Origin of the sequence: Mycobacterium sp. TKK-01-0059, assembly GCF_000709305.1 — a bacterium.
Taxonomy (GTDB): domain Bacteria; phylum Actinomycetota; class Actinomycetes; order Mycobacteriales; family Mycobacteriaceae; genus Mycobacterium; species Mycobacterium intracellulare.
This window is the reverse complement of record NZ_KL446993.1, coordinates 3895191-3908132: the sequence shown is the minus strand read 5'-3', so window position 1 is coordinate 3908132 and position 12942 is coordinate 3895191. Positions and strand designations below refer to the sequence as shown.

13 protein-coding genes are annotated in these 12942 nt (G+C 71.0%); 7 read left to right on the top strand and 6 right to left on the bottom strand.

Annotation, left to right across the window (positions count from 1 at the left end):
• Positions 1–73 precede the first annotated feature (73 nt).
• Positions 74–505: a nucleoside deaminase gene (locus tag K883_RS18470; protein ID WP_036455164.1), complete on the top strand. Its 432-nt coding sequence runs from the start codon at positions 74–76 to the stop codon at positions 503–505.
• On the opposite strand, the gene K883_RS18465 is transcribed toward K883_RS18470, so the two are convergent.
• Positions 502–2043 (bottom strand): glycerol-3-phosphate dehydrogenase/oxidase, encoded by a 1542-nt coding sequence (locus K883_RS18465; RefSeq protein WP_036455163.1) that lies wholly within the window; start codon positions 2041–2043, stop codon positions 502–504. The two genes, K883_RS18470 and K883_RS18465, sit on opposite strands and share 4 nt — an antisense overlap.
• Entirely contained in the window at positions 2040–2606 is a 567-nt protein-coding gene (locus tag K883_RS18460) for a TetR/AcrR family transcriptional regulator (protein WP_020822277.1), read from the bottom strand. The genes K883_RS18465 and K883_RS18460 overlap by 4 nt, the downstream gene beginning before the upstream one ends.
• 47 nt (positions 2607–2653) lie before the next feature.
• Here K883_RS18460 and K883_RS18455 point away from each other — a divergent pair, with 47 nt between their 5' ends.
• Positions 2654–4234: an FAD-binding oxidoreductase gene (locus K883_RS18455; protein WP_086427181.1), complete on the top strand. Its 1581-nt coding sequence runs from the start codon at positions 2654–2656 to the stop codon at positions 4232–4234.
• Positions 4231–5166: a diacylglycerol kinase gene (locus K883_RS18450; RefSeq protein ID WP_036455161.1), complete on the top strand. Its 936-nt coding sequence runs from the start codon at positions 4231–4233 to the stop codon at positions 5164–5166. The genes K883_RS18455 and K883_RS18450 overlap by 4 nt, the downstream gene beginning before the upstream one ends.
• A 71-nt stretch (positions 5167–5237) precedes the next feature.
• Here K883_RS18450 and K883_RS18445 read toward each other — a convergent pair whose 3' ends face one another.
• The 3 genes from K883_RS18445 to K883_RS18435 form a co-directional block, all read right to left on the bottom strand.
• Complete coding sequence (locus K883_RS18445) at positions 5238–5750, bottom strand: DUF3145 domain-containing protein (RefSeq protein ID WP_008255895.1); 513 nt, start codon at positions 5748–5750, stop codon at positions 5238–5240.
• A 152-nt stretch (positions 5751–5902) separates the two neighbouring features.
• Positions 5903–6721 (bottom strand): serine hydrolase domain-containing protein, encoded by an 819-nt coding sequence (locus tag K883_RS18440; RefSeq protein ID WP_008255893.1) that lies wholly within the window; start codon positions 6719–6721, stop codon positions 5903–5905.
• Positions 6721–7779, bottom strand: a complete 1059-nt coding sequence (locus K883_RS18435) for a class I SAM-dependent methyltransferase (protein WP_036455160.1) — start codon at positions 7777–7779, stop codon at positions 6721–6723. Before K883_RS18435 ends, K883_RS18440 begins: the two co-directional genes overlap by 1 nt.
• A 78-nt stretch (positions 7780–7857) precedes the next feature.
• On the opposite strand from K883_RS18435, the gene K883_RS18430 reads away from it, so the two are divergent.
• From K883_RS18430 to K883_RS18415, 4 genes are all read left to right on the top strand, one after another.
• On the top strand, positions 7858–8943 hold the full coding sequence (locus K883_RS18430) for an S-(hydroxymethyl)mycothiol dehydrogenase (RefSeq protein WP_008255882.1): 1086 nt from the start codon (positions 7858–7860) through the stop codon (positions 8941–8943).
• Positions 8943–9566 carry an MBL fold metallo-hydrolase gene (locus tag K883_RS18425; protein ID WP_009956112.1) on the top strand — a complete coding sequence of 208 codons (624 nt, stop codon included), beginning with the start codon at positions 8943–8945 and terminating at the stop codon, positions 9564–9566. The genes K883_RS18430 and K883_RS18425 overlap by 1 nt, the downstream gene beginning before the upstream one ends.
• 60 nt (positions 9567–9626) lie before the next feature.
• Positions 9627–10721, top strand: a complete 1095-nt coding sequence (locus K883_RS18420; RefSeq protein ID WP_036455159.1) for a class I SAM-dependent methyltransferase — start codon at positions 9627–9629, stop codon at positions 10719–10721.
• A gap of 74 nt (positions 10722–10795) precedes the next feature.
• Positions 10796–11164 carry a hypothetical protein gene (locus K883_RS18415; RefSeq protein WP_020822269.1) on the top strand — a complete coding sequence of 123 codons (369 nt, stop codon included), beginning with the start codon at positions 10796–10798 and terminating at the stop codon, positions 11162–11164.
• 38 nt (positions 11165–11202) lie between these two features.
• Here the strand turns inward: K883_RS18415 and K883_RS18410 are convergent, their stop codons facing one another.
• A complete protein-coding gene (locus K883_RS18410) occupies positions 11203–12930 on the bottom strand; it encodes an Hsp70 family protein (RefSeq protein ID WP_036455158.1) in 1728 nt (575 codons plus the stop codon).
• Between the last annotated feature and the right edge of the window lie 12 nt (positions 12931–12942).

Genomic DNA, 12942 nt, shown 5'->3' with positions numbered 1-12942 from the left:
CAAGTATCGAGATCGCCTATCCCTGCGCTGCAGCGTAGTGGAGGATGAACGCGTGAGCCCCTCAGCACCGGCGATGCTGGACGTCGCGTTCGAGGAAGCGCGGTTCGGGCTGGACGAGGGCGGCATCCCCATCGGCGCCGCCCTGTTCACCGCCGACGGCGGCCTGCTCGGGCGCGGCCGCAATCGCCGTGTGCAACAAGGTGATCCGTCGCTGCACGCCGAGGTCGACGCGTTTCGCGCCGCGGGCAGACAGCGCGACTACCGCTCCACGGTGATGGTGACGACGCTGTCGCCGTGCTGGTATTGCAGCGGCCTGGTGCGCCAGTTCAAGATCGGCGCGTTGGTGGTGGGCGAATCCCGCACGTTCAGCGGCGGGCACGAATGGCTGGCGCAGCACGGCGTGACGGTCACCGTGGTCGATGACCCGCGCTGCACACAAATGATGTCCGCCTTCATCGTCGAGCACCCCGAGCTGTGGCACGAGGACATCGGGCGGGCGCCCTAAGCGAACCGCGCCAGAAACTCCTCGGCCACCGCGACGGCCCGCTCCCGATCGCGCGACACCAGGCCGATCCTCGTCCGCCGGTCCAGGATGTCGGAGACGTCCAGCGCGCCCTCGTGGGTGATCGCGTACTCGAATTCGGCTCGGGTGACGTCGATTCCCTCGACGGCCGGCTCGCTCGGCCGCTCGCAGGCGGCGCTGGCGACGACTTTGGCGGCCTCGGCGCCGTAGCGCGACACCAGCGACTCGGGCAGCCCGACCTCAGGGGCCGCGGTGATCCCCGGGTTGGCCGGCGCCCCGATCAGCGGCAGGTTGCGGGTCTGACATTTCGCCGCGCGCAGCCGACGCACCCGGACGGCGCGATCCAGCACATCCTGTGCCATGTAACGGTATTCGGTCAGCTTGCCGCCGACCACGCTGATCACCCCCGACGCCGACTCGACGACGGCGTGCTCGCGCGAGACGTCGGCGGTGCGGCCCTCGCCGGTGTCGATCAGCGGCCGCAGCCCGGCGTAAGCACCGATCACGTCGGTGGCGGTGAGGCCCGTCCCCAACGCGGTGTTCACCGTTTCGAGCAGGAACGTGATCTCGTCGACCGACGGCTCGGGCACGTCCGGAATCGGGCCGGGCGCCGCCTCGTCGGTCAGCCCCAGGTATACCCGGCCCAGCTGCTCGGGCATCGCGAAGACGAAGCGGTTGAGCTCGCCTGGAATCGGAATCGTCAGCGCCGCAGTCGCATTGCCGAACGCGGCGGCATCGAACACCAGGTGCGTCCCGCGGCTGGGCCGCAACTTCAACGAGCCGTCGATCTCGCCCGCCCACACCCCGGCCGCGTTGACGACGGCGCGAGCCGAGACATCGAAGGACTCGCCCGTGCGCGCATCGGTCAACCGCACCGAGGTGCCGGTGGCCTGTGACGCCGACACATGGGTGAGGATCCGGGCGCCGTGCTGCGCCGCGGTGCGCGCGACGGCGGTGACCAGCCGGGCGTCGTCGATCAATTGCCCGTCGTAGGCCAGGAATCCGCCGTCGAGGCCGTCGCGCCGCACGGTGGGGGCCATTTCCACGACGCGGCGCGCCGAAATCCGGTGCGACCGAGGCAAAGTCGAGGCCGGCGTGCCCGCCAGCGCCCGCAAAAAGTCACCGGCCAGGAACCCTCCCCGCACCAGCGCCCGCTTGCCCGGGCTCATCGACGGCAGCAGCGGCACCAGCTGCGGCATCGCCCGAACGAGGTGGGGCGCGTTGCGGGTCATCAGGATTCCGCGCTCGATGGCGCTGCGACGGGCGATGCCCACGTTGCCGGTCGCCAGGTAGCGCAGGCCGCCGTGGACGAGTTTGGAACTCCAGCGGCTGGTGCCGAACGCCAGGTCGTGCTTTTCCACCAGCGCGACGCGCAGCCCGCGCGCCGCGGCGTCCAGCGCGATCCCCGCGCCGGTGATGCCGCCGCCGATCACCACGACGTCCAGCGGCTCGCCCTCGGCGAGCGCGGTCAGGTCGGCGGCGCGCCGCGCGGCGTTCAAGGCGGTGGGGTCAGGAATCACGACAGGTATCCGTTCAGCGAGTGGGCCAGCTCGGCGGCCAGCGCGTCGGCGTCGAGCATCGGTGCGACGATGCGCGCCGACTGGATGGTCGACTGCGCGATCAGCAACACCATGGTGGCCATCTGGACCGGGTCGCCGCTCCGGACGCTGCCGTGGCGCTGGGCGACTCGCAGGCGGGCGGCCAGGGCGTCGATCAACATGCGCTGGCTGGTCCCGAGGCGCTCGGTGATGTAGGTGGTCGCGAGCTCCGAGTGTAGGACCGACATCACCAGCGGGTCCTGGCGCAGCAGGTCGGCCACCGTAACGATCTGTCGCACAAGCGATTCCCGGTCGTCGCCGAGCAGCGGCGCGTCGCTCATCACCTCGGTGACGTGCCGGGTCAAGAGCGCCGCGACGATCGAGTGGGTGTCCGGCCAGCGCCGGTACACCGTCGGCCTGCTGACTCCCGCGCGTCGGGCAATCTCGGCGAGGGTCACCCGGTCCACGCCGAAGTCGACCACACAGCTGGCGGCCGCCGCGAGGATCCGCTCCCCGACATCCAGCTCGTTACGGATTGACAACATGTGTAATACTGTAACGCATGACGCATCCCGAGGGGCTCCTGCCGCCCATGAAATGGAACGCGTGGGGAGATCCCGCCGCGGCCAAGCCCCTCTCGGAAGGGATCCGGTCGTTGCTGCAGCAGGCCGTGGGGGTCGAGGGGTCCCCCGCGGCCGAACTGCCACCCGACCAGGTGGAGCTGCGGCCGTCGGCGTTGTCGCCGACCGACCGGGAGGCGCTGGCCGCCATCGTCGGCGCCGACTACTGCCGGACGGCGGACTCCGACCGGTTGCTGCACGCGGGCGGCAAGTCCACCGTCGACCTGCTCACCCGCAAACAACGCGGGCCGCAGGACGCGCCCGACGCCGTGTTGCTGCCCGCCGACGAGGACGCCGTCGCCGCGATCCTGCGCCACTGCAGCGAGCACCGCATCGCCGTCGTGCCCTTCGGCGGGGGCACCAGCGTGGTCGGCGGGCTGGACCCGCATCGGGCCGAGTTCGGCGCCGTCGTCTCGCTCGACCTCCGTCGCCTCGATCGGCTGATCTCGCTCGACGAGGTGTCCGGCCAGGCCGTCTTCGAGGCGGGCGTCACCGGGCCCGACGCCGAAAGGCTCCTTGGCGCACAAGGTTTTTCGCTCGGCCATTTCCCGCAGAGCTTTGAGTACGCCACCATCGGCGGCTTCGCCGCGACCCGCTCGTCCGGGCAGGACTCGGCGGGCTACGGCCGGTTCAACGACATGGTCCGCGGGCTGCGGGTGATCACCCCGGTGGGCACCCTGGACCTGGGCCGCGCGCCGGAATCGGCCGCGGGCCCCGACCTGCGTCAGCTGCTGATCGGCTCGGAAGGAACCCTGGGCGTCATCACCCGGGTGCGGCTGCGGGTCCACCCCGTCCCGGCGGCCGTGCGCTACGAGGCCTGGTCGTTCCCCGATTTCGAGACCGGCGCCGCGGCCCTGCGGGCCGTCACCCAAAATGCCACCGGCCCCACGGTCGTTCGGCTTTCCGACGAGGCGGAGACGGGGGTCAACCTGGCCACCACCGAGGCGATCGGCGAATCTCAGATCACCGGCGGATGCCTGGCCATCACCATGTTCGAGGGCACCGAGGAGCACGTCGAGAGCCGGCACGCGGAAACCAGCGCGCTGCTCGCGGCCCGCGGCGGCACCTCGCTGGGCGAGGGGCCCGCGCGGGCGTGGGAGCGCGGCCGGTTCGGCGCGCCCTACCTGCGCGACTCGCTGCTCGCGGCCGGTGCGCTGTGCGAGACGCTGGAGACCGCCACCGACTGGTCCAACGTCAACGCGCTGAAAACCGCTGTCACCCAGGCACTCACCGACTCCCTCGCCGAGACCGGCACCCCGGCGCTGGTGATGTGTCACATTTCGCACGTCTACCCCACGGGCGCCTCGTTGTACTTCACCGTCGTCGCGGGCCAGCGCGGCAACCCGATCGCACAATGGAAGGCCGCGAAAAGGGCGGCGTCGGATGCGATCATGGCCACCGGCGGGACCATCACCCACCACCACGCGGTCGGCGCCGATCACCGGCCGTGGATGCGCTACGAGATCGGCGAGTTGGGAGTGCAGGTGTTGCGCGCGGTCAAGGCCACGTTGGATCCCGCCGGAATCCTCAACCCCGGCAAGCTGATTCCGTGACGTCCAGGCGCGAGGTCGGCAAGGTGATCGCGCTGACCAACCCGATCTCGGGGCACGGCGCCGCCGTGCGCGCCGCGCAGGTCGCGATCGCCCGGCTGCACAAGCGGGGGGTGGAGGTCGTCGAGATCATCGGCGACGACGCCGACGACGCGCGGCACCTGGTCGGCGCGGCGCTGGACAAGGGCGCCGACGCGGTCATGGTGACCGGCGGCGACGGCGTCGTCTCCAACGCGCTGCAGGTGTTGGCGGGCACCAACATTCCCGTCGGCATCGTCCCCGCGGGAACCGGCAACGACCATGCCCGCGCATTCGGCATCCCCACCCACCCCGAGGCGGCCGCGGACCTCATCGTCGACGGCTGGACCGAAACCATTGACCTGGGCCGGATTACGGACAGCGACGGGGCGAGCAAGTGGTTCGGCACCGTGGCGGCCACCGGCTTCGATTCGCTGGTCACCGATCGCGCCAACCGGATGCGCTGGCCGCACGGTCGGCTGCGCTATTACCTCGCGATGCTCGCCGAGCTGTCGCAGTTGCGGCTCTTACCCTTTCGCTTGGTGCTCGACGGCACCACGGAGATCGACGCCGACATCACGCTGGCCGCCTTCGGCAACACCCGCAGCTACGGCGGCGGCATGCGGATCTGTCCCGCCGCCGATTACACCGACGGCCTGCTCGACATCACCATGGTGCACTCGGCATCCCGCACCAAGCTGGTCCGCCTGTTCCCCACCGTGATGAAGGGCACGCACGTCGACCTCGACGAGGTGAGCACCGCGCGCGCCCGATCGATCCACGTCGAGTGCCCCGGCATCAACGTATACGCCGACGGCGACTTCGCGTGCGCGTTGCCGGCCGAGATCTCGGCGGTGCCAGAAGCCCTGCAGATCCTGCGGCCCTCTGGCGAGCAGACGCAAAAGTCCCGAAAGTAGCGCCTTTTCGGGCGTTTTCCGGGACTTTTGCGTCTGCTCGCGGGGGAACCGCGGGGGAACCGCGGGGAAACCTACCCGACCCCCCGGCTCAGCCAGCTCACCTCGCCGCCGTCGCCGCCGTCGCGATACGCCTCCAGCGCCTCGTCCCACGCCGTTCCCAGCACGGAATCCAGTTCGGCGGCCAGGGTGTCGGCGCCCTGGGCCATCATCGCCCGCAGCCGCATCTCCCCGACCATGACGTCGCCGTTGGCGCTCATCGCCCCGCTCCACAGGCCGAGCTGCGGGGTGTGGCTGAACCGATGGCCGTCGACTCCGGGGCTGGGGTCCTCGGTGACCTCGAACCGCAGCACGGACCAGGAGCGCAGCGCGTTGGCCAACTTGGCGCCGGTGCCGACGGGACCGACCCAGTTGGTGACCGCGCGCAGCTGACCGGGCATCGCCGGCTGGGGCGTCCAGTTCAGGTTCGCCTTGGCGCCCAGGGTCGACGACAACGCCCACTCGACATGCGGGCACACCGCCGCCGGCGAAGCGTGCACGTACACCACGCCAGTCGTCACGTCGGCGAATTGATTCGACGCTCGCATTTCCTGCTCCTTCGGTTCCACCAGGGACGTCTTCCCCAACGACCTGTGGACCCGGCAAGCAGGGCAGCTTGCGCAAAATCTTCGATTATTTGTGTGTCGTGCGTGTCTATTGTGCCTTGTGATACCCGTGTTGCGCTAGTGTGCACTCCGAATTAGCTGTACTCGGCTATCACGGCATCGGAAATCTCCGGCCACGGCCGCAGCGCCCACTCCCCGAATTCGCGGTCGGTCAGCACCACCAACGCGAGCTCGATCTCCGGATCCGCCCAGATAAACCCGCCCGCCTGGCCGAAATGGCCGTACGTTCGCGCCGAGTTCCGCGCACCGGTCCAGTGCGGCGATTTCGCGTCCCGGAGCTCGAATCCGAGCCCCCAGTCGTTGGGCCGCTGCACCCCGTATCCGGGCAGCACGCCGTCCAGGCCGGGAAACTGCACGGTCGTGGCCTCGGCGTGCAGGCCTGCCGAGACGGTCACCGGGCGCAGCAGGTCCCCGGCGAACGCGGCCAGGTCCGCCACGGTCGACGTCGCGCCGAACCCGGCGGCCACCGCGCCCCCCTCGAGGCGGGTCGCCGCCATGCCCAGCGGCTCGCACACCGCCTCGGCCAGGTAGCGGGCGAAGTCGATGCCGGTCTCGCGTTCGACGGTCTGGCCCAGCACGGTGAAGCCCTGGTTGGAGTAGATGCGGCGGGCGCCGGGCGCGGCCAGCACCTTCTCGGAGTGCATCGACAGGCCCGAGGTGTGCGCCAGCAGGTGGCGAACGGTGGAACCGGGCGGGCCGGCGGGCGTGTCGAGGTCGACGGCGCCCTCCTCGAGGGCGACGTGCACGGCCCGGGCCGCCAGCGGCTTGGTCACCGAGGCCAGCTCGAACACCCGCCCGGGATCGCCGTGGCCGGCCAGCACGCCGCCCGGCCCGACGACGGCGGCGGCCGCGGCCCCGACCGGCCAATCGGCCAGCACGTCGAGGGGAGCCATCACTTTCGGGCGATGTAGTAGTTGTTGATCGGGTCCGCTTCGATCTCGGCGACCCGCACGTCGTCGAACCCGGCGTCGCCGAGCATCGCGACGGCCAGCTGCGTTCCCCACGCGGTGCCCAGCCCGGCGCCGTCGAGCGCGAGCGACACCGTCATGCAGTGCATCAGCGACGTCGTGTACAGGTAGGTGCTCATCGGCACGCCGACGTTCTCCTCCAGCCGGCTCGACGCCTTGATGTCGGCCATCAGCAGGACGCCCCCGGGCCGCAGCGCCCGGTAGATGTTCTCGAGCACCCGCGCCGGCCGGGCCTGATCGTGAATGGCGTCGAACACGGTGATGACGTCGTAGGCCTCGGGCTTGTCCAACTCGGACAGATCGTGGCTTTCGAACGTGGCATTCGTCAGGCCACGGTCGGCGGCCTCGCGGATGCCGGTGGCGATGGCCTGCTCGGAGAAGTCGATGCCGGTGAAGCGGCTCGCCGGAAACGCCTGTGCCATCACGTTGATGGCGTGGCCGCTGCCGCAGCCGAAGTCGGCCACGTCGGCGCCGGCGCGCAGCCGCTCGACGAGGCCGTCCACCAGCGGCAGCACGACGTCGACGAGCGAGGCGTCGTACATCGCGCCGCTCTCCTCGGCCATCAGCTGGTGGAAGCGCGGGAATTCGCTGTACGGCAGGCCGCCGCCCGCGCGGAAGCAGCCGATGATCTTCTGCTCGACCTCGCCGAGCAGCGGCAGGAATTGGGCCACCACGGCGAGGTTTTGGGGCCCGGCGGCGCGGGTCAGCACGCCGGCGCGGTGGGCGGGCAGCGAGTAGGCGGCGGTGTCGGCGTCGTACTCCACCACGCGCCCGGTGGTCATGCCGCCCAGCCACTCGCGGACGTAGCGCTCGTCGAGCCCGGCGGCGTCGGCGATCTGCGCGCTGGTCGACGGCGGCAGGCCGGCCATGGTGTCCAGCAGGCCGGTCTGGTGCCCGATGCTCAACAGGATTGTGAGGCTGGCGCCGTCGAGGGTCGCGGCGATGCGTTCGGTGAATTCTTCGGTGGTCTCCCTGGCCGTCACGCCCTGCGACGCTACACCGGCCCGATGGGCGGACGGCCCGCCGCGAGATGTATGGCGGCGATCAGTAGGTTGGAGCCCATGAGTCAGACAGTGCGCGGCGTGATTTCACGCAAGAAGGGCGAACCCGTCGAGTTGGTCGACATCGTCGTCCCGGACCCCGGGCCGGGCGAGGCTCTCGTCGACGTGATCGCCTGCGGGGTGTGCCACACCGACCTGACCTACCGCGAGGGCGGCATCAACGACGAGTACCCGTTCCTGCTCGGCCACGAGGCCGCCGGCCGGGTCGAGGCCGTCGGGCCGGACGTGACCGCCGTGGCGCCGGGCGACTTCGTGATCCTGAACTGGCGCGCGGTGTGCGGGCAGTGCCGGGCCTGCAAGCGCGGGCGCCCGCACCTGTGCTTCGACACCTTCAACGCCACCCAGAAGATGACGCTGACCGACGGCACCGAGCTGACGCCCGCGCTGGGCATCGGGGCGTTCGCCGACAAGACGCTGGTGGCCGCCGGCCAGTGCACCAAGGTCAATCCCGAGGCCGACCCCGCGGTCGCGGGTCTGCTGGGCTGCGGCGTGATGGCCGGGCTGGGCGCGGCGATCAACACCGGCGCCGTCACCCGCGACGACACCGTCGCGGTGATCGGCTGCGGCGGGGTGGGCGATGCCGCGATCGCCGGGGCGGCGCTGGTGGGCGCGCGGCGCATCATCGCCGTCGACACCGACAACACCAAGCTGGACTGGGCCCGCAAGTTCGGCGCCACGCACACCGTCAACGCCCGCGAACTCGATGTGGTCACCACCATCGCCGACCTCACCGACGGGTTCGGCGCCAACGTGGTGATCGACGCGGTGGGCCGGCCCGAAACCTGGAAGCAGGCCTTCTACGCCCGCGATCTCGCCGGAACCGTTGTGCTGGTGGGTGTTCCGACCCCCGACATGACGCTGGAGATGCCGTTGGTGGACTTCTTCAGCCACGGCGGCTCGCTGAAGTCGTCGTGGTACGGCGACTGCCTGCCCGAACGCGACTTCCCCACGCTGATCGACCTGTACCTGCAGGGCCGGCTCCCGCTCGAGCAGTTCGTCTCCGAACGCATCGGGCTTGGCGACATCGAGGAGGCGTTCCACAAGATGCACGGCGGCGAGGTGCTGCGCTCGGTGGTGGTGCTCTGATGGCGGCGATCGAACGCCTGGTCACCCACGGGACGTTCGAACTCGACGGCGGCAGTTGGGAAGTCGACAACAACATCTGGATCGTCGGCGACGACTCCGACGTCGTGGTGTTCGACGCCGCGCACGCCGCCGAGCCCATCCTGGCCGCGGTCGGTAAGCGCAACGTCGTCGCTGTGGTCTGCACCCACGGGCACAACGACCACGTCACGGTGGCGCCCGAACTCGGCGCGGCCCTGGACGCGCCGGTGCTGCTGCACCCCGGCGACGACGTGTTGTGGCGAATGACCCACCCGGACAAGGACTTCCGCACGATCGCCGACGGCGACACGATCGACGTCGCCGGCACCGAGCTGCTGGCGCTGCACACGCCGGGGCACTCCCCGGGCTCGGTGTGCTGGTTCGCCCCCGAGCTCGGCGTGGTGTTCAGCGGGGACACCCTGTTCTCCGGCGGGCCGGGCGCCACGGGGCGTTCCTATTCGGATTTCCCGACGATCCTGCAGTCGATCTCCGGGCGGCTGGGCACCCTGCCCGGCGACACCGTGGTGCACACCGGCCACGGCGACAGCACCACCATCGGCGACGAGATCGTGCACTACGAGGAATGGGTGGCGCGCGGCCACTGACATCGCCCGGCCCGTTCGCCACGCCGAACTGACCACCAGCCCAACCACTATCGTTGCCCTATGCAGCCTGAACCGCCGATGCCCGAATCGAGCATTGTGGTCCGCCCCGAGCCGACCTTCAGCGAGGCGTCGCGGCTGCGGGCGGCCGGGTTGGCGAAGGCGATCGCGGTGTTCGAGCGGGCCGCCGAACAGGTTGCGCTGCCCCGGTCTCCACAGCCGATGGTCCTCGCCGACTACGGCGCCGCCAACGGCCACAATTCGCTGCGGCCGCTGTCGGCGGCCATCGCGGTGTTGCGCCGGCGCACCAGCCACGATCACGCAATCCTGGTGGCGCACACCGACGTACCGCGCAACGACTTCACGGCGCTGTTCGGCACGGTGGCCGACGACCCGGAAAGCTACCTGCACCTCGACGGGGCCACGTTCACCTCGGCGATCGGCCGGTCCTTCTACAACCAGATCGTCCCGTCCAAGACCGTCAACCTGGGCTGGACGTCCTGGGCGACGCAGTGGCTGAGCCGAACGCCCTGCGAGGTGCCCGATCACGTGCACGTCTCGTGCACCGCCGACGACGCGGTGCGGTCCGCCTATTCCGACCAGGCCGCCCTGGACTGGCACAACTTTGTGGCGTTCCGCGGGCGCGAATTGGCGCCCGAGGGCCGGCTGGTGGCGCTGACGCTGGCGGCCGACGAGGACGAGACGGCGGGCTTCGCGCCGCTGCTCGACGCGATCGTCGGCGCGCTGGACGAGCAGGGGCGCGACGGCCTGCTGAGCCCAGATGAGCTGCGGTGCATGACAATTCCCACCTTCGCCCGCACCGAGAAGGATTTTCGCGCGCCGTTCGCGCCCAAGGGGCGGTTCGAAGGGCTGATGATCGAGCACCTCGAGATCTTCAACGCCGAGGATCGATTCTGGGCCCGCTTCCAGTCCGACCACGACGCGCACGCCTTCGGCGCCCAGTGGGCCGCCTTCGCGCGGTCCGCGCTGTTCCCCGCCCTGGTGCGCGCGCTGGACGGCGGCATCCACGACCCACGGGCCGGGCAGTTCGTCGAGCAGTTGCAGGGCGCGGTCGCCGAGCGCCTGTCCAGCGCACCCGAGCCGATGCGGATCCCGCAGGCCCTGGTTGTGCTGGTCAAGGGCGACGGGGCGCGCTGAGGAGAGTTTCGGCACAGCCGCGCAACGGGTAATCCCCCGCAATCGTCGAATCTGCGATGCAAGGGGGTAGATGCATGAGCGTGCAGGACGACAAATCGTCCGGTCAGGACGACGAGCAACGACTGACCGAGAAGCCGGAGCCGGACGAGGACGACAAGGAAGAGGCCGCCAGGATGATGGAGGCCTACAAGGACAAGCCCACGATCGTGCTGCCCGGCACCGGCGGGAGCGTGTCCGGCACCGCCGTCAACGAATGGTTGGACGAGGACGGTAACCCGAAGCACGAAGTCGCCGAGGGCACGGACTCCCAGGCCGAGGACGACGAAGGCCGCGAGCAGAAGGATCTGCAGGATCAGATCGAGAAGGACAAGGCCCTCAACGAGGTGCTGAGGGAAGCCGCCACCGCGGAGAACAAGGGCGAAAAACGTATCACCGAAAGGTAATTCGTGAACCGGCCCCTCGGTGGGCGGGTAAGTGTCGCTCAGCGGGCGGGTAACGGCCCGAGGGCGTTGACGCCCAGGCCGCCCTGGATCTCCCGAAGGACCTGGTTGACCCGGTCGAGCCCGGGGATGGGCTCGTTGAGCCCGGGGATCGGTGGAATGGGCGGGACGGCCACGCGGCGCGGAGCTGCCGGGCGTGGGGGCGGGGCCGCCTGGGGAGTCGCCCGCGGCGTCGTGGTCATCGGCGTCTCGGTCTCGGCCGGCGGGTTGGTGTCGGAGGTCGACGGCACCGGGACGTCCACGGGCGCGGGTTCCGCGGTCGCGCTCGGGGGCGCTGGCGCCGGCGGCGTCGTGGTCACCGCCGGGGCGGGTGTCGTCGCCGATTTGTCCGGCGAGTTCAGCCCGACCGCCAGCGCGGCCCCCACCAGCAGCACCGCCGTGGCGGTGACGAGGACGGCGGCCGCGGGCAGCAGGCGCCACCGGGCGAACAGCCCCTTGCGCCGGGCGGCCGGGGCGGCGATCCGGGTGGTCGGTGCCTCCACATCGGGCGCGTCGCCGGCCGGCATGACGCGCGACTGGTGGGCCGTGGCCGACCAGGCCCGGATCGGCATCGGCGTTGGGCCCGCGGGCGGCACCGGGGTGGTGGCGGTGCGGTCGGGTCTCGCCGCCCGGGCCGTCGCGGTCGCGGGGGCGGCGGGCACGGCGGACGCAGCGGACGTCGCATCGCCGACGCCGCGCGCCACCCGCAGCGCGGCGCCGACCGCCGCGGTGAGCTGGGGCCGCGGCGTGGTGGCGACCGGGACACGAAGATGCCGCGCCAGCGTGGTCGTGATGGCCGGGAGGTTCGCCCCGCCCCCCGACGACACCACCGCGACGAGGTCGCGGATTCCGTTGCGCGCCAACGTTTCATCCAGCCGCGCGAGGAAGCCGGTCAGCGCCGGGCGGATCGCGTCGTCGAGTTCGTGTCGGGCGAGCCGGGTTTGACCTTGCGCCCCGGTCAGCCCGTTGGTCAGCGTCGTCGCGGTGCTCGAGGACAGCTGTTCCTTGGCGATCCGGCACCCGGTGCGCAGCCGGCTCAGCGAGCCGATCGCCGCCGTGCCCGTCGGGAACGCGCCGGTGGTCGGCATGTTGGCCACCACGACGCCCAGCAGCGCCTGGTCGATCAGGTCGCCGGAGAAGTCGCGGTGCCGCACGGTCGGCGCCACCGCCCTGTAGTCACCGTCGGCGTCCATCAGCGTGATGCTGGTGCCGCTGCCGCCGAAATCGCACACCGCCACGGTCCCGCGCGCCGGTATGCCCGGGTTGGTCCGCACGGCGAGCAGCGTCGCGGCCGCGTCGGGAATCAACAGGATGGGGCGCGCGCGCCCCGACCATTCGGGGATTTCGCCCAGAGCGGCGCCCAGGGCCTCCACTGCCGGCGACTCCCAATGGGCCGGGTAGGTGACCGCGACGTCGTCGGGCAGCGGGCGTCCGCCCGTCGCGGCGTAGGCCAGCGCCCGCAACCCGTCGGCGAGCAACACCTCGCCGCGGTGCACCGAGCCGTCGGGGGCCACGACGCCGCGCGGGTCGCCGACGCGGTTCACGAAGCCGGTGAGCACGACGCCCGGCCCCTGTAGGCGGGGGTTTTCGGCGGGGATGCCGATCTCGGCGGGCCGGTCCGGATACAGGGTCAGGACGGGTTTGCGGGTGATGGCGTTTTCGGAGGTCGCGGCCGCCAGGTTGGTGACACCGATCGATAGGCCCAGTGCGGTCCCAGCTCCATTGGCCATAGTTCGATCCCC